The sequence below is a fragment of the Ferrimonas sediminum genome, assembly GCF_900100175.1.
Taxonomy (GTDB): Bacteria; Pseudomonadota; Gammaproteobacteria; order Enterobacterales; family Shewanellaceae; genus Ferrimonas; species Ferrimonas sediminum.
Genome location: NZ_FNEM01000023.1, coordinates 25,156 through 51,158, shown reverse-complemented (window position 1 = coordinate 51,158; position 26,003 = coordinate 25,156). Strand labels below are relative to the sequence as shown.

General features: G+C 47.1%; 17 protein-coding genes and 2 pseudogenes. 12 read left to right on the top strand and 7 right to left on the bottom strand.

Annotated features, from left to right (window positions below):
* Positions 1-260 (bottom strand): transposase (locus BLT77_RS18435; RefSeq protein WP_176819385.1); only part of this gene is annotated, 260 nt, incomplete at its 3' end.
* An 82-nt stretch (positions 261-342) separates the two neighbouring features.
* Between BLT77_RS18435 and BLT77_RS18430 the strand changes: the two are divergent.
* From BLT77_RS18430 to BLT77_RS20110, 7 genes and pseudogenes are all read left to right on the top strand, one after another.
* Positions 343-921: pseudogene (locus tag BLT77_RS18430) on the top strand (IS3 family transposase); the annotation flags it as partial.
* A gap of 385 nt (positions 922-1,306) precedes the next feature.
* Complete coding sequence (locus BLT77_RS18425) at positions 1,307-8,680, top strand: RHS repeat-associated core domain-containing protein (RefSeq protein WP_143026684.1); 7,374 nt, start codon at positions 1,307-1,309, stop codon at positions 8,678-8,680.
* A 1-nt stretch (position 8,681) separates the two neighbouring features.
* Positions 8,682-9,203, top strand: a complete 522-nt coding sequence (locus BLT77_RS18420; RefSeq protein ID WP_090368127.1) for a hypothetical protein — start codon at positions 8,682-8,684, stop codon at positions 9,201-9,203.
* 241 nt (positions 9,204-9,444) lie between these two features.
* Entirely contained in the window at positions 9,445-9,993 is a 549-nt protein-coding gene (locus BLT77_RS18415; protein ID WP_090368125.1) for a Tle-like phospholipase domain-containing protein, read from the top strand.
* On the top strand, positions 9,987-10,787 hold the full coding sequence (locus BLT77_RS18410) for an ankyrin repeat domain-containing protein (protein WP_143026683.1): 801 nt from the start codon (positions 9,987-9,989) through the stop codon (positions 10,785-10,787). The genes BLT77_RS18415 and BLT77_RS18410 overlap by 7 nt, the downstream gene beginning before the upstream one ends.
* Before the next feature lie 181 nt (positions 10,788-10,968).
* A complete protein-coding gene (locus BLT77_RS18405) occupies positions 10,969-11,382 on the top strand; it encodes a hypothetical protein (protein WP_143026682.1) in 414 nt (137 codons plus the stop codon).
* Positions 11,383-12,103: 721 nt separating this feature from the next.
* Positions 12,104-12,991 (top strand): hypothetical protein, encoded by an 888-nt coding sequence (locus BLT77_RS20110; RefSeq protein ID WP_143026681.1) that lies wholly within the window; start codon positions 12,104-12,106, stop codon positions 12,989-12,991.
* Positions 12,992-13,369: 378 nt separating this feature from the next.
* On the opposite strand, the gene BLT77_RS18400 is transcribed toward BLT77_RS20110, so the two are convergent.
* The 4 genes from BLT77_RS18400 to BLT77_RS18385 are packed head-to-tail and all read right to left on the bottom strand — an operon-like array spanning position 13,370 to position 20,240.
* Entirely contained in the window at positions 13,370-14,716 is a 1,347-nt protein-coding gene (locus BLT77_RS18400) for a site-specific integrase (protein ID WP_245709995.1), read from the bottom strand.
* Positions 14,713-15,249, bottom strand: coding sequence for a hypothetical protein (locus BLT77_RS18395; RefSeq protein WP_090368120.1), 537 nt, complete (start codon positions 15,247-15,249; stop codon positions 14,713-14,715). Before BLT77_RS18395 ends, BLT77_RS18400 begins: the two co-directional genes overlap by 4 nt.
* Before the next feature lie 2 nt (positions 15,250-15,251).
* Positions 15,252-17,264, bottom strand: a complete 2,013-nt coding sequence (locus tag BLT77_RS18390) for a site-specific integrase (protein WP_090368118.1) — start codon at positions 17,262-17,264, stop codon at positions 15,252-15,254.
* A 9-nt stretch (positions 17,265-17,273) separates the two neighbouring features.
* On the bottom strand, positions 17,274-20,240 hold the full coding sequence (locus BLT77_RS18385; RefSeq protein ID WP_218126953.1) for a hypothetical protein: 2,967 nt from the start codon (positions 20,238-20,240) through the stop codon (positions 17,274-17,276).
* Between the two features lie 121 nt (positions 20,241-20,361).
* On the opposite strand from BLT77_RS18385, the pseudogene ligA reads away from it, so the two are divergent.
* The 4 genes and pseudogenes from ligA to BLT77_RS18365 all read left to right on the top strand — a co-directional run.
* Positions 20,362-21,372 (top strand): annotated as a pseudogene (gene ligA / locus BLT77_RS18380) (NAD-dependent DNA ligase LigA); the annotation flags it as partial.
* 312 nt (positions 21,373-21,684) lie between these two features.
* Complete coding sequence (locus tag BLT77_RS18375) at positions 21,685-22,107, top strand: Mpo1 family 2-hydroxy fatty acid dioxygenase (protein WP_090368115.1); 423 nt, start codon at positions 21,685-21,687, stop codon at positions 22,105-22,107.
* Between the two features lie 38 nt (positions 22,108-22,145).
* Complete coding sequence (locus BLT77_RS18370; RefSeq protein WP_090368113.1) at positions 22,146-23,384, top strand: cyclic di-GMP phosphodiesterase; 1,239 nt, start codon at positions 22,146-22,148, stop codon at positions 23,382-23,384.
* Between the two features lie 7 nt (positions 23,385-23,391).
* Positions 23,392-24,207 carry an NAD(P)H-binding protein gene (locus tag BLT77_RS18365; protein WP_090368111.1) on the top strand — a complete coding sequence of 272 codons (816 nt, stop codon included), beginning with the start codon at positions 23,392-23,394 and terminating at the stop codon, positions 24,205-24,207.
* On the opposite strand, the gene BLT77_RS18360 is transcribed toward BLT77_RS18365, so the two are convergent.
* On the bottom strand, positions 24,183-24,803 hold the full coding sequence (locus BLT77_RS18360) for a helix-turn-helix transcriptional regulator (protein ID WP_090368109.1): 621 nt from the start codon (positions 24,801-24,803) through the stop codon (positions 24,183-24,185). The genes BLT77_RS18365 and BLT77_RS18360 overlap by 25 nt on opposite strands.
* Positions 24,804-24,884: 81 nt before the next feature.
* On the opposite strand from BLT77_RS18360, the gene BLT77_RS18355 reads away from it, so the two are divergent.
* Entirely contained in the window at positions 24,885-25,544 is a 660-nt protein-coding gene (locus BLT77_RS18355) for an SIMPL domain-containing protein (RefSeq protein ID WP_090368108.1), read from the top strand.
* Between the two features lie 37 nt (positions 25,545-25,581).
* On the opposite strand, the gene BLT77_RS18350 is transcribed toward BLT77_RS18355, so the two are convergent.
* A complete protein-coding gene (locus BLT77_RS18350) occupies positions 25,582-25,971 on the bottom strand; it encodes a hypothetical protein (RefSeq protein ID WP_090368106.1) in 390 nt (129 codons plus the stop codon).
* Positions 25,972-26,003 lie beyond the last annotated feature (32 nt).

Sequence of the window (26,003 nt, the reverse complement as noted above, 5' to 3'; positions counted from 1 at the left end):
GGCACACCCATCAGCTCAAACAATGAGTTAATGAAGCCCTCGGTTGCTCTCAGGGACAGGCCAAAAATCCCTTTAAGCATCAAGGCGGTTTCGATAGCTGAGTCGCTGTATTCGAAGCCCCGGCCTCGGCCACCATGGTGTTCCTGACAACGCCACTTACCGACTGCATCTTCATCAAGCCAGAAGGTCAGTGAACCTCGGTTGACCAAGGCATCGTTATACTGCTTCCAGTTGATGATCTTGCGGTTCGACTTGCTCATGGCGTTGTTCCCGGATTGATGGTCACGAGATCAGATCAACGAACAGTCAGATGGTTCCCCAGAATTTGTTCAACAACGCCGTCACAAGCGGGTTCACCGGCTCTACTGCGAGCTAAAGCTCAACAAACGACACCGTGGCAAAAAACGGCTGCCCACTCGCAATCCAGAGCCACTGTGCGTTCCAGCCGCGGCCAACCAATGTTGGTCGATGGACTTTGTCAGCGATGCCCTGTTTTGCGGCAGACGCTTCCGGACCTTCAACGTGGTTGATGATTTCAATCGCGAGGCCCTGGCCATTGAGGTGGATCTGAATCTGCCGGCCCAGCGGGTCATCCGGGTACTGGAGCGCATCGTCGCTTGGCGGGGCTACCCATCCAGGGTGAGGATGGACAACGGCCCGGAGTTCATCTCCGCCGCGCTGGCCGAGTGGGCCGAAGATCACCGCATCCAGTTGGATTTCATCAAGCCAGGCAAACCGACACAGAACTCATACGTTGAACGGTTCAACCGCACCTATCGGGATGAAATCCTCAACATGTACGTGTTCAAGACCTTGAATGAAGTGCGCGAACTAACGGACAACTGGATCCGAGAGTACAACGAAGAGCGGCCACATGACTCACTGGGAGATCTGACTCCGTGGGAGTATCTGGCCAAATAAACCACACCGGAAAGCTCTAATTATGAGTGCCACTAAAAGCGGGATGTTTACAAATGGCCACTTTGCTTGATGGATAATCGGCTTGGGAAGAGAGACAGCTGAGCTGATTTGACCTGACAGCCACCTCAAGAAGGACGGGTAACTGAAAGGTGAAGTCTGAGCCACTACAAAATTAAAAATTCAAATTTGCAATATTATACTTGAACGTTCTGTCCAATGGTTTTTAGCCGACAGAAAATCTTATGCTTGAACTTATACAAAGCAGAAACTTATAAAAAACTTAATTCATTGTGATTGCTCCGAGGCTATTGATGTTGCTTGTTTTTGGTGCGGATGTTAATAATGCGCAACCTTAAGTTTTATTGTTGTTGTGTGGGCAGTGTTTATGATGCGATGGATTGCGGTAATTGGCTTTTTTTGCGCCCTCCAGGGAAATGCTATTGCTTCTACGGTTGCGCTTCAGGCAGAGTTTCGAGTTAACGAGCAAGGTTCCGCAACATATCAGCTACCGCTGATATTACCTAAAGCACGTGGCGAAGTTGCACCCCAAGTATCCCTCTCATACACCTCCTCTCTTAACGGTGGCTATATCGGCGTCGGATTCAGTCTAAGAGCTCACTCAACGATTACACGATGTCAACAGACCCCTGCTACAGATGGTGCGTTAATTGGTGTTGACCTTACCGCGACAGACAGATTTTGCTTAGATGGTCAGCGCCTGATACTGGCAACAGAGAGTCCCGCTGGCTATGGGGAGGCGGGTTCAATATACCGGACTGAGGTTGAATCGTTCATCCGAGTTACCGCCCAAGGGACCGCGACAGCCGGAGGGCCCCTAGCCTTTAAGGTGGAGAGCAAGGATGGCGATGTCCATTACTATGGTGATGCTACCGCGCACTTTGGCGTGACACTTAAAGATACCGACGGTACAGCAACCTCATCAACTGCGGTGTTCAAGGGAAAAAATGGCCAGGAGCAATCCGTTGCACTGTTTTGGGCTCAGTCTGGAACGGTTGACCCTTTTGGCAACTACATCAGCTATCACTACGAAAACGACAGTAATATTGGTGAACACTATCTTCAAGCCATCGCATATGGGGGCCACGGTTCGGAACTGCCATATCATCGAATTGACTTCGGGTACACTTCCACCCCTAAGCCCCAAAGTGGTTACATTATCGGCTCTCCACTGAATGTTACTCGGCTTCTCTCTACCGTAACCATCTCTACGGATGGCCAAACCGAGTCCAGTTATCACTTGGCTTATAACAGCTCATCGGTTATTGAAGAGCGTACTTACCTTACATCGATTAAGCGCTGTGCAGTTGGGGACACCGGAAATTGTTCAGTCCCTATTAATTTCGACTGGAATAAGCCAACCAATAAGCCGGAGGGCTCAAATTGGATAGAGGTTCTCCATGATGCTGACCCACACACCAAAGACAACCCTGAGTCCAGATGGATTTTAAACCCTGCGACACTATTCGAACCCTTTTCCTATCCCAAATCTACTAGCTTGCCCATCAATAACCGTGAGACGGCACAATTTTTCGATATGACCGGTGATGGACTGGTAGACATGGTTTATTCAACCAATGCCGAATGGAAACTTCATCGGTTGAGTACGGGAAGCACGCTAACGCTCGATACTACAGGTGCTGGAAAACACGAGTACGCCCACTCGATTAACTTCAGCGGCAATGGGCAGCGTGATTTGCTGGTGGCTGATAGTGAATCATCTGATTGGCATATTCTTCGATACGATCCCGTCAATACTGTTTCTGAGGTATGTGACATTTACGGGAAAAATCCCACAGCGTGTGAACCGAACATAAAGGTCACCAATTTTGAGAAACTGCCCACCGGCAGGAAAGCCATTGGTTTAGAAGGTAACGTCACCATTGCGGATCCTGATGGTGATGGACTTGAAGATATTCTGTTTATCGATAATGGGAAAATCCGCTGGTATCAGAACACAGGTGGTGCCTTCGCAGCGGCGCAAGATCTCTATACCTTCGGCATTGGTAAAGACCCGATGTCTTCTGACTTCGGGTTGTTTAGGGCGTCGGCTGGGTTCAAGAGCAGTTCTCTGATCGACATCAACAGCGATGGCCGTACAGATTTAGTTCTCCGTGTCACAGAAAGTCAGTGTTTTCGCAACGGTGATGTGATTGATTTCGTCCACTCCGAGCAGGAGTGCGTTACTGACCACGTGGGCACTTGGGTGACCGACCGTTTCTGGCGGTTGTATGTTGCAGATGGCAATGGCTTGAGTTTGCGTCAGGTCATCCCCAATACCAGTGAAGTTGACACCTTGAGAGTGACCGACTTCAATGGCGATGGCCTTACTGATATCGCATATGTTGCGAACAACGAATGGCGTGTGCGGCCGTCTACCGGGTATGACTTTGGGCGGGAAATTAGCACAGGCATTATTACGGACAGTATCAAAAAGTATCAGACTTACTTCGTTGATCTTAATAATGATGGTCGTTCAGATATCCTGGTTCCGCGCAGCACCAACGCCTTCGATATTTTCATGTCCATTCCCACAGCCGTCAGTTCAGACATTGTCTGGTTGGATAGGGGAAATATCGATATTGATAACACTAGAATTCTCCGTTTTGCTGATGCGTTTGGAGAGGGAAAGCTGAGTCTGTTTTCCGCATCTTCCTCAGAGTGGTATCGCCATGACAATCTGCTCAGTGAGCATAACGACACCATTAGTCGCATCACCGATGGGTATGGCGTCGAGACTAGGATTGAATATGCGCGCTTAACGGATATTGAAGGCGGCAATGCCGTCGTTTACCCAACCCAGGTATCCAGTGCCGCTGACCTAGATGGAAACTTTGCCATTGTAAGCCCTATGTTGGTGGTCAAGCGCGTTGCTACTGAGGTGAATGATATAAACGAACTTGCCGTTCGTTATGAGTACGGGGGGCTGACGGCCAACCGCTCAGGGCGCGGATTGCTCGGGTTTGAATACCTTCGAACAATCGACGAGCAAACTGGTATAGAGACAACCACAGTCTATGAGCAATCATTTCCCAAAATTGGCCTGCCCAAAAGTACGACTCAACGTTTAGGGCAGCAAGTCATTCACCACGCCACAACCGGTTATGACGTCTACTCGTCAACGATGTCTTCACTGGGCCAGTATGTGCTAGCCACCACGAATACTGAATATCGAAACGAGATTGGATTTGGTGACACCGTTGAGGTTCATACCTCAACTATTCATGACAATTACGGTAATCCAGAATTCATCACAGTCACAACAAACAACCTAGTGACAGGCCTGGAAGAGGAACAGACTGTTACCACCAATCTTTATGAGGGTTATGGTGGCGGTGCTGCCAAAGGTCGCCTGAGCTATTCCAAGGTCACCAAACGCCGTAACGCTGATATGTCGACGGACATTGAGCGGGAATCGAGCTTTGTTTACAACAGCGATGGCATTCTGGAGCAGTCCATTACTGCTCCCAATGACGCTAATCTTAAACTTGTCACTACTTACGGCTACGACAAGTATGGTAATCGGATCAGCGAGTCCGTCGAGGGCGGCATAAACAGGGATGGCTCTTTCAAGCAGATCCGGACTAGCACCTCTAACTATGGTTCTAAAGGGCGTTACCCCAACATCCAGACTAATTCGGTTGGAGAAACCGTTAGCTATCGATATAACGGCTTAACGGCGGATGCGGTGGCTGGTGTGATTCACACCATCGCTAAAACGGACCCCAACGGCCAAGTGAGTATTCGGACATTTGACGAGTGGGGGCGGGAAATCAAGGCCGTGTCACCCGATGGCACAGAAATCATTACGTCCTATGATCTGTGCGGCGATTGCTCGGGGATTACCGGGGCTCATATGGCGGTGCTTTCTCGTCCTAATGGTGCTCCTGCAACCAAAAAGGTTATGGACAGGTTTGGTCGTCAAATCGGTCAACTTAAACGGCCCTTTGATGATGGCAGTTCTCAATGGATTGTGGTCGAGACTCAATTTGACAACCTGGGGCGTGTATCAAGTACTTCAGAGCCTGGACTGGGGTCACCTTCAAGCTACGCGACCTCAGTGGAGTATGACGTTTACTCGAGAGTTATTGCACAGAATATGCCGCACGGTGCATATGCTACCAGTTACTATCAGGGTCTAACAGTCACTGCGGAGGATGACTTAGGAAACCAGACCATTACTCAATTCAATGCCCTTGGTGAAAAGGTGCGGGTAACTGACCAACTGGGTGGAGTTATTGAGTATGACTATGACGCCTATGGAAATCTGGTCGCCGTTTCGGTGACGCCTAAAAACGGCCACCGCTACGAGCGAACTACAGCTCTATTTGACGATTATGGAAGGAAATACCAAACCTTCGATCCAGATAAAGGAACTTGGCACTATCAGTTCAATGCCTTTGGCGAACTTATTAGTCAAACTAATGGCCGAGCCGAGGTGATGACCCTGGAGTACGATGTTCTCGGCCGTAAAATTAAACGAGTTGAATCTGAAGGTTTAACCTGTTGGGAGTATGGCACTGCTGCTAACGGCACTGCTGGTTTTCTGGTGGTGGAAAAGACCTTAGGCGCGAGCGAAACCAGTTGCACCAGCACTAATGTCGTTACTCAAAAAACATACGAATACTACGATGACGGCAAACTAAAAAGCACAACATCTCGACTAAATGATGTCTTGTACACGACCAGCTACACCTATGATGCAGTCGGAAGGGTACATGATGTCACTTATCCGAACAACGGCCTGGTTGTACGCCACCACTACAACGAGAATGGTTACTTGGTCAAGCGCAGTAACGCCTCAAGTGGAAAAGTCTACCAAACCATTTCGGCCATGGATGTACGTGGCAACGTCACCGGCGTGAGTTACGGCAATGGCGTTATCGAAAACAAGAGTTTCCAATCCGATTCGGGCTTTATCAATAACATCATGCTGTTGGGCAATAGCGGTACGTTGCATGATTTGACCTACAGCTTTGACAGCGTGGGTAATCTGAGCTCCCGAGACATGATGCTTTCTAGTGCGTCTTTAAGCTGGACGGACAGCTACGATTACGATGAGCTTTACCGTCTAACCCTGCACACTACAAATTACAGTGGACTGGCCCAAAATCAAATTCGAACCGACTATGATGATTTGGGCAACATTCAGTTTAAGGAAGGCGTTGGTTACTACAAATACGATAATGCCAATCCCTACCGTCTTCTGGACGTCTGCGCTGATGGATGGTGCGACGATATTCAAACTCAGCCAGCAACGGAAAGCTGTGCGGCCGGATACACTCGGGTAGGAAACAGCTGCGAGAAGGTAGAGAGCAAAGCCGCCAACCTGGATTACGCCTACTACTGTCCAGTTGACTATATCCTTTCCGGAACGACCTGCTCTACGACGTTGACAGAAGATGCAACACATTACTGTGCCACTTCAGGGTATACACTGTCCGGAGACAGTTGTATCAAAAATGAGTCCAAAACTCCCACTTATAGCTGCCCTTCTGGCTATACGCTTAACGGTACTAGTTGCTCGAAGGAGGAGACCAAATCCGCCACCGTAACTTACAGTTGCCCATCGGGCTACAGTCGGTCGGGTACAACATGTACAAAGACCGTTAATGCGACATCGTCTGTACAAACGATTCCTGAGATTTTCTCTACAGCCTCTCGCCCATCTGGGCCAGATATTGGTCGTTGTTTTGGCATTCCTTATGAGTGGGAATGCATGGTGACCAAAACTGTCTACAGTTGCCCCTCGGGCTACACCAAATCAGGCACGACTTGTACGTCGACACTTTCAGCTACTCCAATCTATTCCTGCTCGGCTGGTTGGACTAAGTCAGGCGCTAGTTGCTCCCGCACGCTTACAAGTACAGCAACTGCTTCGTGCAGTGCAGGTTGGTCGTTGTCAGGGAATAGCTGCACGCGGACGCTGACTCAGTCGGTAAGCTACACCTGTTCGAGTGGTTGGTCTTTGAGTGGCCAATCATGCTCAAAGTACGTTACGCAGGATGCGGAGTACGATAACGTATATTATTGTGACAGCGGTTGGTCTCTGAGCGGACAAACTTGCTCACGAACAGTGACGCAGTCACTGGACTACTCCTGCCCATCAGGATGGGGCCTAAGCGGTACGCAGTGTACTCGCAACAACCCTGCAAGTTATCTGATGGAGTACGACGATAACGGCAACGTCCTTTATGACGGTAAACGAGACTTTACGTACACCTCGTACGACCTTATATCCCGTATTGACAAAGGAAGCGATTACACAACGTTCAAGTATGATGGCAACCGAGCCCGTTACTATCGTTACGACAAAAAGCAGGAAAACGGCGCTGCAGCTTACTATGCCACGACCTATGTCGATGGGCTTTACGAGAAGGTCGTTCGCACTGGCGCCAGCGTAACCAATCTGACCGAACATAAGTATTACGTTGGCAATGTCATCATTACTGATCGTAGTAACGGCTCTGATGACACTTATTATCTGCATAAAGATCATCAGGGCTCGACGACCACCATTACTGATGACGGCGGAAATGTAATCCAGCAGTTTGTTTACGATGCGTGGGGTAAGCTACTGCAAACTCATACGGACTCGCTGCTCGGTGTGGGGATTTCTCCATCGCACACCAAGGGGTACACCGGGCATGAGAACATAGAAAACCTTGACATCATCCATATGAATGGTCGGATCTACGATCCCACCCTTGGTCGCTTCCTGCAGGCCGATCCGCATATCCAGGCTCCGGACAATCTGCAGAACTACAACCGGTATAGCTATGTGATGAACAATCCCATGAGCTATACGGATCCGAGTGGATTCTTCTTTAAAAAACTTTTTAAATTAGTGAAGAAGTATTGGAAGGTGATTGCTGCTGTGGTGGTTTCCTACTTTACGTTTGGAGCAGCCTCCAACGCTATGGCATCATGGGCGTTAGGGGCGGGCTATGGTCCCAGTGCTGCTGGGTTTATGGGAGCGGCCGCAGGAGGTGCTGCTGCGGGATTTGCTAGTGGTGCGATTCTCACTGGATCGTTAAAAGGTGCGCTACAAGGAGCATTTGTGGGGGCTGTAACTGCTGGGCTAGTGGAGGGGATCGCCCAGTATGGTTTTGGGACTTCCACGATTGGTGAAGCCGCCCAGGCGATGGCAATGGAGAATGCCGGGATACCAAAAGAAATGGTTAATGAACTGTACGGAAGGAGCGTATCTGATTCATCAAGCTATATAAATCGGTTTAATGGTGATACAGCTGGTCTAGATAGCGCGTTGGAGAAATTAAACATAAGGATTAAAGAGCTTCCTTCCTTTAAGTCGCATCAGGGTGCAGCAAAATGGCTACATGACAATGCGCTATCTATCTCTAGTGAGTACAATGCTGAAGTTTTTGCAAAAATATATACTAATACTGATGGTGGATATTCAATAGGCAAAGTCATTACAAGTTATGACTCGGGAGCTGTATATAACCTCTCGAGGTCTACTGCATTTAGGAATCAGTGGGGATCTTCAGCAAGATGGCATACCCATCCGGTAGGAAGTAAAGGTCTATCAACGGTTGATTTAAATGCATTTAAGACCGGTCATTCTTATCTGTCGTTTCAACAAGTTCCTGGCCATAGCGGAATAGGTCTGCAAGTTTTCGATGCTAAAAGCGCGTGGTCTGCTTTTGGTAATGACCATATAGATATGCCGATAGAACACGGTGATAAGTTCACAAAATGTGTATATTCTGGGTGTTAGTATGAGATTTACTTTTCTAGTTTTGCTATCTATAGCATTGCTCAAGCCGACAGCATCAACTGCTGATATCGGTAAGGGCATACCGATTATGTCATTTTATGAATTACAGGAAGCTATTGATGACTATGACATGTCAGAAGTAAACATGGCAGGATACTTTTTTGGCTTTAGTTACGGTGGTGGTAAAGAATATTACTTGTGTATCAGTCAAGAAGCCTGTCTATATGCTTCAAACCAAAGGGTGAGAGTCGGCAGCAATAAAGAACTGGGGCCTTCTTTCGAACATTACGTTGATTGTCATGTGATCGTTACTGGAAAATTCAAAACCGGAAGAAATCTACGAGAGATGGGCAGAGTGTTAGGGGAAATAGTTGAGGTACATCAGTTGTCCCTCTCTGTTTCGCGCCTTGATTACAGTTCCTTTAATTCTCGCTGTAAGGCTTGGAATAATATTGAGTCATCTACAAGAGAGAACTTTCCTGATGGTGAGTTTGAAAAAATGATGAGTGATCGGGCTTATTAGGTTAGAAGAACAATTACCTCACAGTGTGGTAGAGTGATAAAGTATCATACCAAACGTGTCCTTATTTGAGTTAGTTCAGATTTCACCTGACACTTCTATTTGAAAAACTGTTGGAGGCACTATATCGAAGGTCACTGGTGGTAAGTTTGCTAATGGCGCATATAGTGCAGCATTTGCAGCCGCATTAACGATAGGCTGGTCTAGTAAACCTCTTGATCCTCAAGCTGCTCAATATGCTGAAATGAGTGCAAAAGCTTATGATGGTAAGATTGGTGATAAAGTTGGTGATTATACTTTGGCTAATGTGCATTCGGATGACACAGGGTTAAGAGCTGCATTATTTATTGATAAAGCTGGTAATAGTGTTCTAGCATTTGCGGGTACTGATTTCACTAGCCTAGCAGATTGGAAAGCAAATATTTTGCAAGGAATGGGAATTGAATCAACTCAATATACTAATGCAATAGAACTTGCTAAAGGATACTCACTAAATACAGGTGGAAAGATTTCATTCACTGGGCACTCCTTAGGCGGTGGACTCGCTTCAGCAGCAGCAATACACACAGGGGGAAGTGCTACTGTATTTAATGCGGCAGGTTTACATAATAATATCTTAGGGCCATATCAAAGGGCGAATGGTAGTATAACTCACTACTATAGTGGCTATGATGCTATTAGTGCTATAAATGCATTTACTCCTAGCAGTGTGCCGGGAACACAGATTAATCTAGGGCACGGCGGTTGGCACGATATGGGAAGCATGTGTAAGATTATGGGAACTTCATGTTAAAAATGTTTATAAAAAGAACTCAATTAATTGCTTGGGTTTGCTTAGTTGCGCTATCTGGCTGTAGTTCTGCTAATCAATTAACTCATTCTCAAAAAAATCATGAGGGCTCCATATCAAAGAAGGTATTGATTCATATGGATCTTGAAACCATGTTTCCCGATAAACAACATAGGGCATTGGCAAGAGCAGCAGGAAAAGGGCAAATCAAAAAGATAGATGAGTTAGTGTCTCAGGGGGTTGATATTAATTCCCGTGGCACTAGTGACGCTACAGCCTTATTTTGGGCTATGAAAAATGAGAAAGGGTTTGAACATTTATTGAAGATAGGTGCTGATCCCAATGTGATTTTTGAAGATGGCGGGTCTGTAATGCACTGGGTATCACGTAAAAAAGACTGCTCGATGCTAATTTTGGCTTTGAAGTACGAAGGGAATCCAAATTTGAAGGCAGGGATGTTTTATCGCGCTCCTATATTTGAAATGATTACAGTTGGAAAAAATGATGGTATTGCCCCATGCTTTACTACATTACTAAATAATGGTGCAGATATAAATTCTGTAGATGCTCAAGGAAAAAGCCCGCTTTTATCTGCGGCAGATTTAGCTCGTTATGACATTGTATATTATTTACTAAAGATGGGGGCTGATTATACTTTAGAAGACAAATCCGGCCGGAGTATTAATAGTTTTATTGAATCACATGAGGGTGCATTCAGACCTGATAGTTTAGGTGAAAGCTTTAGGAATAAAGTTAAGCTTTGGCTAGAAGAGAATAGTAAAAATAGGCATCACTAGATTGGATGTTCAATCCCCACTCCTAAATAGCTGATCCTAATTGCGCTCCACTTTCATCAGTCCATGGCCTCCACCAGGATAGGGTGATGCATTGTCCATAAAGTACCGGACTCTCTTCTGACAAGCAGGGTGTCTAGGATATTAGTGGCGATTCAGTACCAATTGATGTTTGGGTAAGACAATGATTAGAATTGTTATGGCTTTATTTATGTTATGTGGCTGTGCTATTCATGCAGCTGAAACTCGAAAGTCTGTCTTTCCAGTTTATGATGAGTGCCTGGAAGAGGTAAGGTCATATTTGTTGTCGTTTGAAGGGAAAGGAACGGCTGAGCTGAACTGGTTTGATCGAACTATTAGGACTGATGTAAATATAAATTATTCTGTGGTTATTGAGGGTGATGATCAGTTTATTGTTAAAATGAATGACTCTTTAGGTAAGTTAACAAGAGAGTGCGAGCCAAAGTATTTGGTTACATATTCTGGTTCTGAAAACTTGAGTGAAACATTGCTTGAAAAATTAAAAGGTATGGATAACCCTAGGATAAGATATAATAAGAGGGCTGATTTGCTTGAGGTATATCAAGTAACCCCATGATATTTTAATTGATGAATTATTAGGGGACGTCACAAATATGGATGAAACTGTGGTTGGTTCGGTCCAGCCCCAGCCCCAGCCCCAGCCCCAGCCCCAGCCCCAGCCCCAGCCCCAGCCCCAGCCCCAGCCCCAGCCCCAGCCCCAGCCCCAGTGGCCGGCATTACCCTTCCGGCCGGACGGCGATTGTTAGAGCCCTAAGTGACGGTGCTGGCAAAATTGACCATTTTTGCTGATTTGATGTGATCACCATTCTGGTATTGGATGCTCTAATTTGGGACTGCATATATGTGCCAGTAGAATTAGATTCTTGTGGTGTAAATTTACACGACGGGAATGTGACATTAGATACACTATGCAGCTTTATTCTTTATTTTTATGCAATCTTACGCTTCAGTTGTACCTGTAAGTTATTGATATTTGACTTCTGATTATGCAGGTTTATGCTTTAAGCGACAAACTGATTTTCCCCCTACTCCCATGACGTTTCTTCACTGGCCGATGACAGCTTCGTGGCGGCAGGAGCCGTTGGGCTCTTGCCAGTCGAGTATGATTCTTTATTACTCACCCACAACTGTTGGCGTAAATTTTCAGTTTTACTCCAAGAGCAGCGCAAACGCCGGCTTAAGTCATTGATTTAGAGTGGTTCGCTTGCTAATGTGTTCTAACTTTCACCCTGTTATGCAGAATACGCACTAATACACTGTTATATTAATCGAGTAATATGATCAAATTCACCCTAATAGAAAACTCCCTAGATTCAATTAAATCTGGTATGGACTACTTAGATTTTGCTGAAGAAAAAAATTGCCCTGTAAGCTATAAAAAAGCTTTGCTGTCACTTTTTCAAGGCGCGGAATTAATCCTAAAGGAAATATTGGTTCAAATTGACCCAATAATTATTTTTGATAAAAACTCTTTGTTTAGAAATTGCGCTTCACCATTGCAGCCGAAAATTGAAAAACTTTATGACTGTAAGTCAATAGATATCAATGGTATTTGTCAGGAATTGAAAAAATATTATCCTGAACAATTCAAGAGGTCTAATTTGAAAGTTATTCAGGATCTTGCAAAAGAAAGAAATAAAATACAGCACTTTGCATTTGAAATGACGCTAGAAAGCCTTAAAGCTTCGCTTGTTAAACTCTACTTGATGGTAATAAAGCCTGCGATGTTACTTGCTGGTGAAAAGGCTGCGAGTGATACTTTTGTAGAAGGCATCAATCGAATCTGCTTTGAAGAACATGCTGCTGACGTTGAGGAAGCATTCCTAAATGTTGATAAAAGGCATGAGTTTGTGAAAGGTGGGTGCTGTCATTGTGGAAATCATTCATTATTTATCATTTATGATGGTGAGTCTTATCCAGTATCATGCTATTGCACAACTTGTGATTTTGAAAAACAAGAAATTGATATATCTGAATTCCACGAGTGCCCTGAATGTGGTGCTAACTCTGTACTTTATGATGAAAAATTAGGTGGAGGAATGTGCTTGTGGCATAAATGTTCTGATTGCGTAGAATCTGTGCCAACGACAATGAAACCTTGCGCAGGGTGCGGTGGTTACTTAATTGAAGATAAGTGTATAAATTGCACCAAAGAGGAAGATTAATATAACACATATGAGCCTTCTCTCAGTCAAGGGGTAAAACACGCCCCCACCGACTGAACTGTCAGTGTTTCGAGTTAGCCAAGCGGTGCTGCTTCGCCTGTCTGATAGAGCGCTTGCCGCAATCACACATTGAGGCTCTCTTTTTCCACACATTCTGCTCGGTATTGGCTTTTGGATATCGTCCGGTCGAGGCAATGGGGAGTTCTGTATGTTCTGGTTCATGGTTAGCGGAAATGGCGGTGAAAATCACGAGTACCGTAGGGTGCCAAGTAGACGGCTTCAGCCATATCGGGAATGACCGATTTGTTGGCACTTTCTGTCCGCAATATATTCCCAGTAGCAAGCAGAAATTTGTCAGTTCTGGATAAATCAATATTTTTAGAATTCATCGAGAGTGGAAATAATAGAGTTTAGTGCTTCACTTTCAGATATTTCTTTTAAACGATACTGTTCCGAAATTTTCATCATTTTTCTTAGTCGAATGCGAAATTGAGTCGAAACACTGCTCAATTCTCTACCCTCAAATTCTTCGTGGTAATTAAGATCAGTAGCCAAGTGTACATAGTGCGACAAGGTCGAATTCGAGGCATGCATAGTTATTTTTCGACATGCGTTTTCTGCAACAGTTAGAATGTTTGAAAAGCTTCCATATTTAGACATTTTCCTGATGGCTTTGGCTACATACAATGTGATAAAGCGGTGTCGAAAAGAGTGATTGGTTACGTGTCTAAGGTCGATGCTGTAAGGGCTACCGTTAATTACCTTTTTGGCATAGTTTTTTAAATAGGATGATTTGAGTTGTGCGCCTGTATTTACATCAACAAAAATAGCATCATGCTTCGTATTCGGAAATTTTTTTTCAACCATATTTATATGGCAAAGTATAATTTGAAGGTCTTCTTTGGCTACTTGCACTTGGCGTACTTTTCCCTTGTACTTACCTTTGCGTATGGCTATGTTACGAATAATGTGCGTCGCTGAGCTGGACATCATGGATTTGGAAGCCTTTTTGATCATTGTTCTAGTAATTTGGTGAGCTTCGGATATCCTAGAACCAGTTATTTCTAGTAATGTCGCAAGGGCTTGCCATCTGGTAACCAAAAAATTATTTAATGTAGGGTGGTAAGTAGAGCAGTTAATTGCATCAAGCCACTTAATGTACTCATGGTCGTGAATGAATTCCGCTTCCGTAGTAATGTGAATGAGTCCATCAAGGCAACGATGATACAAATAGTCTTTGTTAATTCTTCCTGATTTGTAGGTTTTTGTTGTATAGTGAACGCCGTACTTATGAACGGGCTTTTCTTCATTTGTGGATAAATTCCATGCTGGATGCATTTGAGTCAAGTGCGCAATATATCCAAGGGCCGTTCTTACGTGTGAAATTATAGTTGCATCGGTAATGCGCCTTTCTTTTAGATATTCAACGTATCGATATAAAATACTGTCATTAATTTCGCTAAGCTCTATCTGGTAACCTTCAAGGAAAGTGCAGAACAAATTCAGGTTGTAAGCTTTTTTTTCGACAGTAGTTGCTAGGGGTTTGATATTGAATATTTTCGGTCCGCCTCCATAGTTGGTAAGGTATGAGTTGGCATCCCAGTCAAACTTACCATCCTGTTTGAGTATAAGCGGGAGTGAACAAACATCGATTTCATTCTTCCTCTTGCTAGTTATAAGGAAGGAAAGATCAGGTTGCCTCGCAATTTCTACTGTCGACATCATTTGGCCCCCCATACCCTATTTTTTCCAAGAACTCGAGCCTGTTCCTTTATTAGTCTTCGAAATGCTTCATCAATCTCTTTGTCTTCACGATAGCTATCCAGAAGTTGCATGTAAGCTCTGTAAACCTCGGCAAGGGCTACTCGCAAATATTCGTTTTCACTTCTCAACTTATAAACAGCATCTTCAGATAGACGCGTGGAGGTCTTACCGTGCTTTTCTGACTCGATATTTGGAGCACTTGAAAGTCTTCTGTTAGCGTTCTCAATAGATTCAATCAAAACATTCAGGGCATGATTGTTGTGCTTAGAGTGAGCGGCGTTTCGACAGTAACTTATTACTCCAAATTGGTCATCGCTCCAGCTATGAACCGCCGCCCTTGAAATATAGTTTCCCTTTACTTTCAAGCTGGGGGGAATATCTTTGCAGGTCTTGATCCTGTCGATGTGTTTAGACTTGGTTAGTATGGATTTTGTTATTGCTCTTTTCTTATCCAAAACCTCACAGGATGTTTCGCCCGGTTTGAATTTTGTCATTTTTATTCCTCTTCTGGTTTACAAAAGTAGAAAAAAACTTCCTTTCCTTCGATTTTATAAAAACGAACCTCTTGTCCTGTTTGTGACTTGTGTTCACTAATCATTGTTCGAATTAGTGGTTCTAGTACAAGACAAATGGAAGTTACTTTTCTTGCCTTATTCACAATATCATTCACAATATCATCACCATGTATAACCTTGTTTAATAATGCACCGGCTCTTGCGATTGCCGCTTCGGCCTCATCGATCCATTCATCAGTCGGTGCTACCTCTGCGTAGTGAAATGTCTGTTCAAGGTCGGAATGCCCCATAAACCAAGACAGCTCTTCTAGGCCAACTTCATCTGAGAAGTTAAAGTATAAGACAGCAAAAAGTCTTCTGAATTGGTGATTTGATGGGTACCATCTTTTCCCATCTATTAAAGGGGACTCACTCCAGTCTTGGAAAAAACAAATGGCTTTATATATAGTATCTCCGCTGAGAGGATATCTATAAATTGGATCTTCACTCCTATCGTAGCTAGAGTGGGTGAATGCATCGTATGAGTGCAATGATAATATTCTGCTAAAAAGGAATACCTCATCTTCGTTAGCAAAATAGCCTTGCCTTTCTTCCAGTTCGCAAACAAATGATGCGAACTCCAATCCGTAGTCATAAATTAAATCAGGAATTGGCCTATGCACATCTTCCAGTTCAAAACGCTCAGAGCTTTTTGGTATTCGCATTACGATATCAAAAAGACCGTCAATGGGGGATTGCTGGAAGCAACTGCGCTTGAGAGTTATCAATGATGTAAGTCGTCCGGCACCAAAACTGGCAAGAAGTATCCACATTGAGGCTATATAAAGCAAGATCGCAGCACCAACCGACAAACCTTTTCTTAGTTTAGCGTGCTCAATCTTCTCGAATCCTTCTCCTTCCCATGAGGTAATATTGAGTTTTTCGAGATGGTTTGGAATCTCTGTATTTTCGAATGCGTACTTTTTAATTTCTGATGTATTTCTCTGAACTCTGGATGGCTGTATATTTAAATCATTTATAGAGTCCTTTTCTGACTTGGATAATGCGACAACATACTCCCGAAGAGATGGCCCATATGCCCTTGCGAAGTTTAGTGCGCTAGAAAGGGTATAAAGCGCGACATTCACTGGCATTGTTTGTGTTTTCTTTGAAGACATCATTTTAGAAAAAATAGCGTGTCCATTTGAAAATTGAGAAATCGCAGAGTGCTGGAACATATACTTTTGAGCTGGGCGAGCTGTATAAAGTGCTTCCAACTTTGAAATCTCGTTAGATATTGTATTTTCAGCGGGACATAGGTCAGTATCAATATCGAACTTTCGAATATTGGCATTTGGATATTCAAGTTTATAGTGGGATGCCCGACTCAAGATTTCATTGTGAGCTTTTAGATAGGTCTTTATCTTATGCTTTAGAGTCGCAAATTTTCTAGTATCAGTGCAAAATTCGAATTTGATCAAGTTCCAGTTAATTTTTTCTGGCGAATCCCAGCGTTCAATGATGGTTTCAAGTGTGTAATTGAATGTTTCTTTATCGACACCGAAAGACAGCAAATAGTCTTTAATATCGTCAAATTTTATTAGTTGCAGGGTGCGAACTGGCGGTTTGCCATCGGCATGGCGAATTTCATTTGCGTGTAGTATAAGTTTGGTTGCTGTAGCAAGAATCTCGGTTATTCTTTTCGGGCGAGTGATCCGTTCAGTAATATCTAAATATAAAAGACTGTTACGGATGTCAGTTAACAAAGGTTCGTTGACTTTATCAGTCAGGTACTCACCGGGCGAAATCAGTTTTTTAAAGGAAAGCTTGTTGCACGTTTTGGAGTTTATTATAGTTGGGGAGTCGAATCCAGATTTAGCCATCATCCATTCATTGTCATAAATGGAATCGTTCATCATCCAGCGTGGCTTTGGGTAAATTGAACTGTCAAGAAAATCAAGCAGATCATTCTCGGATATCTGTGTACTGGTTCCATCTGCATAGTTTTGCGACATTATAAACTCCTAAATGCTATTTTGAACCACTATGTATGCTTTTCGGAGCATTTGCTTCATGATTACTGGTCCTTCTGAAATTTTTGAAAGCACCGTAACACAGTCAGCCTTTAGTGTTTCGTCTGTTCCATATTTAGCGTACTTAAGTGCTAGTTGAATATTTTTATCTGACACGCAAAAATATTTGACGATTTCTTTTTTTTCGGAAGATATTGGCTTAGTCAGTTTTTCGAACATTCTTCCTCCCATGTCGGGATTGCTGAACGCTTGAGTAACCTTTCTTTTAAAATCTTTCTCGCTAATGCCCAATGAGCCAGAAGGCGAGTCGTCGGAGGCTACAGCCATAAATAGTAGAATATTTTGGAAAGATCTGATTTTGACTCTGTAGATTAACTCAGCAAGATACGTAGGGATATATCTATTGAGAGCTGTTTTTACCTGATTTCCGAAATATGTTGCTGCTTTCAGTATGTCACCATTTGATTCCAGGTAGATGAACACACCCTTAGAACAGCGTACTTTTTTCAAGGTCGCAACCTTTAGAGCTTCGCTACCTGACTCACTATATGCTCGATCTCTAATGATAGCGAAATAAGTTTGAAATGTACTTGTCCAGGGAACTCCAGCTTTTTCGGTCACTAGTAGACAGGTCCACAGAGACTTTGCGCCTAGGGATTCCCTAGCTCTGGCACCCATCTCTAAAGCCATTTTCAGACATGCTGCTGCATTTATGTTCTGAGCATCGATATTGGCAAGCGCAGCTAAGGACCCCTTAGCCGTCCTTGTGCTTACGCGTTTGGCGCGAGCTTTTAATGTCTTTATGCGGACCCCTCCTTCATCATCGACTTGCACAAACTCTTGCTCGTGACCATCAGATGAGACTTTTGCGTTATAAAGAGAGTGTGGGTTAATTCCTAACTCTTCAGTGATAATAATTTGCATTGCTGATGATATTAAGGGAGTTAGGCCAAAGTATTCGAGTATACCTTGGCCGAATTTAAGTTCTGATATTTTGTTAGGTTTTATATGTTTTATTAATGAATCAAAGTGGTAATCATAGTAAGCTATTCTATTCTCTTCCTCTAATGGGTGAAGCGGAGCAAATGGGTTTATCTTTTTAGCGTAGCTAAGGACTTTTTTATTTTTAATTTTGGAGACAAGCAGTTCAGGATGGCTGAGATATTCATTTCGCTGGCTTCTAGCCACTAAAGCGTCCTTGGTGAGGAATTTGTGATATCCTTTGTATACGATATTTTGGGCTTCTTTCACTAGTAGTTTTAAATTCTTAGAAAGTTCAGCTTTCAGATCTTGTATGAATGTTGGCGTATCAACATAGGATTGCCTGCGAGTTTCATCATACAGGTCGACTTGAGCTATCAGAGGATTCTCTTTGCGCACTTTTTCTACGTTGGTCAACTTACGTAAGTTGTCTGGCAAGTGGGTGTCTTGGGGCAACAGATTGTGCTCAATCAATACTGAGATAGCATTTTTTACATTCTGAAAGTCCCGGTAAGCCGAGTTTCTGGTTAGTCTGTTAAGTAAACTCCCTCTGTATTTGAGCAATTCGCCCTGGATGATCCTCGGGTGCTCATACCACTTTGAATGAATTGCTGATATCTGATTTAAAAACTCTACAAGTGGTTTTCTGTGCGATTTGCGCTCCCTAGCTTTGAACGAGTTGACATGTTCGGCTAAACGTTTTGCTATTTTAAGAGAACAGCAAGACCTTAATGTGTTGTTGAACAATTTTTGTCCTGATGGCTTGGTCGCAATTTTCTCAAGGACCTTCGCTGGGATAGTCTTCGCCTTGCAAGACTCGTATTCGGCAGCACTATGCATCCGTTTGGGTAAGGAAATGAATTCGTCGACTATGCCTTTCTGAATCAAGTGTTCTACTAGCAATGACAATTCTTTGACACGTTTTTTAGCACTAAGAAAAACGTATGTCTGACAAACATGAATATAGATGTATGCCAAGTTATTGGATGTTACATCTGCATCATTACTATTGAATGACTCGCATAAGATTTCGGTGTAAGTCACCAAGTCTTTTATCAGCTCCTGTTGCTCTCGAGCTTTGATAGCGCGGCTTCGCACATGTACTGTAATCAACCCATAAACGTCCGCATCGAGTCGAGTGGACATATGTTTGAGCTTTTCATCAATTGCCGATGCTGTAAGTGGGCGACGTATTGGCCGGGCAGCGTGTTCTTTAGTTGGCTTACGCCTGAAATCTGGCAAGTGAGTATCTTTTGGCAACATGTTGTGCTCAATTAACATTGAGAGAGCATTTTTTACATTTATATATTGTGAGCGAGACGTGGGTCTGCTCTTTATAGATCTAGTATTTAAATCTTCGTTGTACTTTTGAAGCTCATCCTGAATGATACTTGGTAGTTCATACCATTTTGAATGGCTTGCCGATGCTTGTTTTAAAAACACTATGAGGGGAATTTTGTGAAGGCGACGAGCCTTGGTCTTGAAAGAGTTGGTATACTCATTTAGACATTTTGCGATTTTGGAAGGGCAGCAGGAGCTTAATGCGTTGTCGAACAGTTCCTGTGTAGTAGGCTTAGTCGCAATTTTCTCAAGGATCTTATCTGGGATAACTTTAGCCTTATAGGACTCGAATTCGGCAGTACTCTGTATCCGTTTGGGCAAGTAGACGGATTCTTTAACAATGCCTTTCTCTATTAGATGTTTCGCTAAATGTAAGAAATATGAAAAGCGTTGTTTTGCAACAGGAAAACGGTGTCTTTGGCAAAGATGAATGCGGATGTAAGTTAAGCTTAGAGATGTTTCAACTACATCATTGCTATTCAAGGGACAGCGTAAAAGTTCGATGTAAACCACCAAATCACCTGTCAGAGACTGCTGTCGCTGGGATGCGCAGCTAGCCACATGTTCAGCAACCAATTTATAAACGTCCTCATTGAGAGAGGAGGATAAGTGCTTGAGGTTTACATCAATCGTCAATGCTGTAAGTACCTAGTTGATACGTTCATGTAGGCTTAGCGTAGAAACTGTACGCAAAACGTACAAGTTTTCGCAGCATTTTTTCCCTTATGAATGGTGTGATGAAAGGTTACACTTTCGAGTCACTCCGGTTGCCCGGTTGAAGCCGGTGTTTGTCGGCGGTGTGACCGTGTCCAACGCGACCTTGCACAACGCCGACGAGATCGCCCGCCTCGGGGTGAAGGTGCATGATCACGTGGTGATCCGCCGCGCCGGTGATGTGATTCCTCAGATCGTGTCTGTGGTGCTGGAGCGTCGCCCCGAACACGCCAGCACCATCGAATTTCCGAGCCGCTGTCCGGTGTGTGATTCCGAGGTGGAGCGGGTGGAAGGGGAAGCGGTAACCCGGTGTGGCGGAGGCCTCTATTGTCAGGCCCAGCGCAAACAGGCGATTAAGCACTTTGCCTCCCGCAAGGCGCTGGACGTGGATGGGCTAGGGGACAAGATCGTCGATCAACTGGTGGACAAAGAGCTGGTCGAGACACCGGCGGATCTGTTCACCCTCAGTGCATCGACCCTGACCATGCTGGAGCGTATGGGCACCAAGTCAGCCCAGAAGCTGGTCGCGGCGTTGCAAGATGCGCGTTTGACGACACTGCCGAAGTTCCTGTACTCACTCGGAATCCGTGAAGTCGGGGAGGCCACAGCTGCCAACCTGGCACGTCATTTCCGTAGCCTGGAGGCGGTGGCTGAGGCCGAGGTTGAGGCGTTGATCGAGGTGGACGATGTCGGTGACATCGTGGCCCGCCATGTTCATCACTTTTTCCGTCAGCCCCATAATCAGGAAGTGATTGAGGCGCTGGTGGATCCGGCTCGCGGCGGCGTGCACTGGCCCGAGATCGAGCAGGTCAGTGAAGACGCCCAGCCGCTCAAGGGCCAGACCTGGGTGCTGACCGGTACCCTGAGTCAGTTGACCCGCTCCGAGGCCAAAGCGGGTTTGGAGGCCCTTGGCGCCAAGGTCAGCGGCAGCGTGTCTAAAAACACCCACTGTGTGGTGGCCGGTGAAAAAGCCGGTTCTAAGCTGACCAAGGCCCAGCAACTGGGGGTTGAGGTGATGGATGAACCCGGGTTGGTGGCACTGCTCAATGGCTGAGACCCGGCCCTGAACCAAAGAGAAAAGCCCGCAGTTGCGGGCTTTTTTGTCAGGTCACAAAATATCAAGGGCTGGCAAGGCGACCGGGTGGCTCAAGGGCAATGTTACCAGGGGTAGGCGGGTTCGGGGTCAACAAGACACAAGGGATCGACGGTTGATGCTGTGTGGCGCAGCAATGGGGTGATCACATCATTCTGCATGCCGCGAGGGATGTAAAAATTCTGTTAATGGCGGGCGGGCTAAGATAATGTAGGATCAGCCCGAATAGGGAGCGGGCGTAATGGATTAAAAAGATAAGGAAAAGAAAAGCCTATGAAAGACATCGAACAATGGTTTGCGGAGTATGGCGAAAGCCACCGCAACCCGACCAACAAAACGATCCATTGGATCTGCGTACCGTTAATCACCTTCAGTGTTCTGGGCGCGCTGTGGGCCCTGTCGCCGCTGTTAACCTGGGCACTGATTGCGGTGGCCTTGGTGTTTTATCTCAACCTGTCCCGTAATATCGCCCTGGCTATGGCTTTGGTGACTGGATTTATGTTATTAATTATCAGTAACTTGACCAATTTGTTTATGATCTGTGCAGTGATCTTTGTGCTGGCATGGATTGGGCAGTTTTACGGGCACCATGTGGAAGGCAAGAAACCCAGCTTCTTTAAGGATGTGCAGTTTCTGCTGATTGGGCCCATCTGGTTGCTGGGTTTCGTGTTCAGAAAACGCGGCTGGCACTATTAGTCCTCCCCTGTGGTCGGGAGTGAAGGTGCGGAGTAGGTATGGCAGTGAAGGAGTTACGGGTACCAATCAGCCATCTGTCGGTGGGGCAGTCGGTGCGCTTGCCGCTGGCCTGGAAAGAACACCCGTTTCTGTTTAACAAATTTACCATCAAGGATCCGCAGCAGATTGCCCTGATCGCCAATCTGGGTTTGGAATACGTCTTTGTCCAGAGCCGCAGTGCCGCCGAAGCCAACACCATGGCGGCATCGTTGTCCGCTGCCCTGGCGCAATCAACGTCGCCCACACCGTCCCCAGAGCCCTCGCAGGAGGAGTTGCAGCAACAGCGGCAACGCCAGGCCAATATCGAATACCATCGGCAGATTCGCAAAGTGGAGCAAGCTTACGTGAAGGCGCTGGATCTTCTTCGAAGCGCCTATGCACACCTGAATTCGTCGGCGGATCGCTCCTTTGCCGAGGCCAGCTCGGCGGTGGAGCTGTTGCTGGAACAACTGGATACCTGCGGTGAGGACCCGGTGCTGCAGCTGCTTGCCGCCAATCAGGGGAATGGCGGACTGCAGTTCCACGCCATCAACGTCTGCATCCTGTCCCTGGTACTGGCCAGGGCTGCGGAGATCGATTCGGCCGACATCCGGTTGCTGGCGCTGGCGGCGCTGTTTCATGATGTGGGCAAGCGGCGGGTACCGGACAGCATACTTAACAAGCGTCTGGCGCTGACTAAGGCGGAGCAGAGTTTTGTGGACGCCCACCCTAAGTTGGCACTGGATATGCTCAAAGGCGCGGCGCTGGGACACCGCCGCATTCGGGAGATGGTGGCCAACCACCATGAGATGCTTGACGGCAGTGGTTACCCCCAGGGGCTTCAGGGGAACCAGATCTGCCCGTTGACCCAGATACTGATCATCGCCAACGAATACGATGCCCTGGTTAACGGCAGCCACAAGCAGTTGCTACCCAATCAGGCGCTGGCCTTCTTATTTAAATTCAAGAAAGATAAACTCAACCCCGATTACCTGCAGCTGCTGGTTAAAACTCTGGGGATCTATCCGCCAGGAACCTTGGTGCGCCTCAGTGACGGCACATTGGCAAAGATCATGGGCACCGATTCTGGCGGCGCACTTAGCTACCGGGTGATGCGGTATGACTCAAAGATCCCGAGGCGGGAAGCGCCGGTGGTGACCCTAGAAGTTCTTGAGCTGCAGGTTGAGGAAGCGGTACAGCCGCAAGATCTGGAGAGGTCGGTTCTCGACTATCTGGGCATCAGTTCATTGACAGGATAGACACACCTTGAAGAAACAATCCATTTTTGTCGCCGGCGGCGGTTGGTTGGGTGCGCCTCTGGCGGCCCATTTGGTTCAGCGCGGCCATCGAGTGGTGGCCACGGCTCGACGGCCCGAGGCGCTGGGTGAGCTGACAGCACTAGGCGCCATCGCCCGGCCATTGGAGCTGGACGGCAGTGAGGTGAACGCCGAGTTGCTGTCCGGCATCGATGTGTTGGTGGTGTGTGTTCCGCCGGGGCGTGGTGAGCAGACGCTGCCGTTCTGGCAACGGCTGCAACCACTGCTGAGCGCCGCCCGGGCGGCGGGGGTTCAACAGGCGCTGTTTACCAGTGCCACCAGTGTGTACGGCGGTCAGATCGGTTGGGTGGATGAGGCGAGTGATACCGACGATTCCAGTCGGGCCCGAATCATGCTGCAGGCCGAACAGCTGTTCCAGAAACAGTTTGCTGGGCGGGCTACGGTGCTGCGCCTTAGCGGGCTGGTGGGCGGTGTCCGCCACCCCGGTCGCTTCCTGGCGGGCAAGAAACAGGTCGCCGGAGGCCTGGATCCGGTGAATCTGGTGCACCGCCACGACGTGATTGCCGCTATCTGCGCGGTGATCGACCAGCAGGCTTGGGGAAAGATCTACAACCTGGCCAGCCCCCATCACCCCAACCGCGCCGACTACTACCGTTTTTGTGCCCGGGTGTTAGGGCTGCAGGAGCCGGAGTTTGTGCTGGGTCAGGATAAGCCACGATGGTGCAACGGCGGCCGTATCTGCCGGGAACTGAATTGGCAATACCGCTACGACGACCTCTATCAGCTGCCGGAGCTGATGCGGTAGCAGCAGCGGGGCTGGTGATCGAGAATATGCTGGGTCCGGGTGACGCTGGCGGGCGCCAGTAGCGCCTGGAACAGCTCCAGCTCCATTTGGCACACGCCCTGGCAGGCCTGGGCGGCACTGCAGATGGGGCAGTGGTCTTCAATGAGCAGCCACTGGTCGCCGTCTTGTTCGATGCGTGCCATGTAACCCTCATCGGTGCGCAGCCGCGCCAGCAGCTCCAGCTGTTGCGGCAGGGCGTCGGCTTCGCCCAGTTGCTGGCGGTAGAGTTGCAGTTGCCGGTCGAGGCGGTGACGCAGCAGTTCGGTCATGGCTGTGTCTCCCCGCAGCTCTATAAGACCAGTAATAAGTTGAATTGCAATGTCATTATGCCGATCCCCGAAACTTTGATGACCTTTTTTGGTCAAATGCCAGTGTCGGGTAGGGCGACCTTTGCCCTGTTGCTTATCGAAATGACGGATCAGCCCTTGCCGTTCCAGCTTGTCCAGGTGCTGGCGCACCCCCATGGTGGTCATCGACAATGCTCCGGCCAGAGGCGCAATGGCGCTGGGGCCCAGGCGCTTGAGCAGCGACAGCAACTGCTGTTGAGATGAGGACATGGCGGACTCCCTGATGCTGATGTCTTATGGTACCCGCTGCCGTTAAATAGTTAAATGATTGCTTTATAAAAGGAGAGCACAATGAAACCATGGTTTTGGCTGCTGATGGTTGTGCCGATGACCGCGTTGGCCACAGAACGCTGGGTCGAGGTGTCGGGCAGCGCCCAGGCATCGGTTCAGGTGGACAAGGTGCATCTGCAATCGAGAGTGGAGGAGGTGGCCGGCGATCCGGTCGAGGCCAAGCGGTTGGTGGATGAGAAAGTGGCCGCGTTGCTGACCCTGTTTCGCAATGAGAACATCAGCAAGGAGCAGGTAGATGCCGGTTCGTTGCGGGTGATGCCGGAATACCAGTACGAGGATCGCAACCGCACCCTGGTGGGCTATCGAGCTTCACGCAGCATCGGTTTGGATCTGGATGCCGGTGAGTCCGGGCAGTGGATCGCACTGCTGTTGCAGCACGGGGTGACGGAGTTGGATAACCCCGCTTATTGGGCCAGCAACGCCAAGGAGCAACAACAACAGTTGCTGGTGAAGGCCTATGAAGATGCTTGGGCCAAAGCCGGTTTGATGGCTAAGGCCAGCGGCAATAGCCTGGGTGAGGTACTGTCCATGAGTGAACAGCGCGGCGCCATGCCGCGGCCGATGATGGTCATGGAGCGTGGGGCGGCAGACAGCAGTTACCAACCCGGCGGCCAGGCAATCTCCACCACCATCACCCTGAAAGTAGCGCTGGAAGACTAGCGGAGCGGGGCGGCAGTGCCGCCCCTTCGCGTCCCGATTACAACAGGGCCGAGCGAGCCTGGCCTAGCATCGACAGCAACTGGGAGTTGCTGCCGGAGCCCGGATTGGCGATCATCGACTGCTGCCGATCTGCCAGACCACTTCGGACATCGTTCATCTTGTCTGCCAACGCTTCCAGATCGGCGCCGCCGCCGCCAATCAGGCTGCTGAGTGAACCGCTGCCCTGCATATTCATCGCCTGCTGGGCGCTTTTGATGAACGCGGCAGATTTTTGCTGATTAAGCTCCACCAGTTTGTTGAGCTCGCCATCGAACTCCTGTTTGTGGACATTGGCTGTGGAGGTGGCGTTTCTGGCCTCCTGACCAATGGCGGTCGCCGTGGTTTTTAGTGGCGATGCCGGCATCAACTGATTGTTATTGATTTGCATAGACCGGTTCCCGTGGGTCAAAGGGGTGAAGC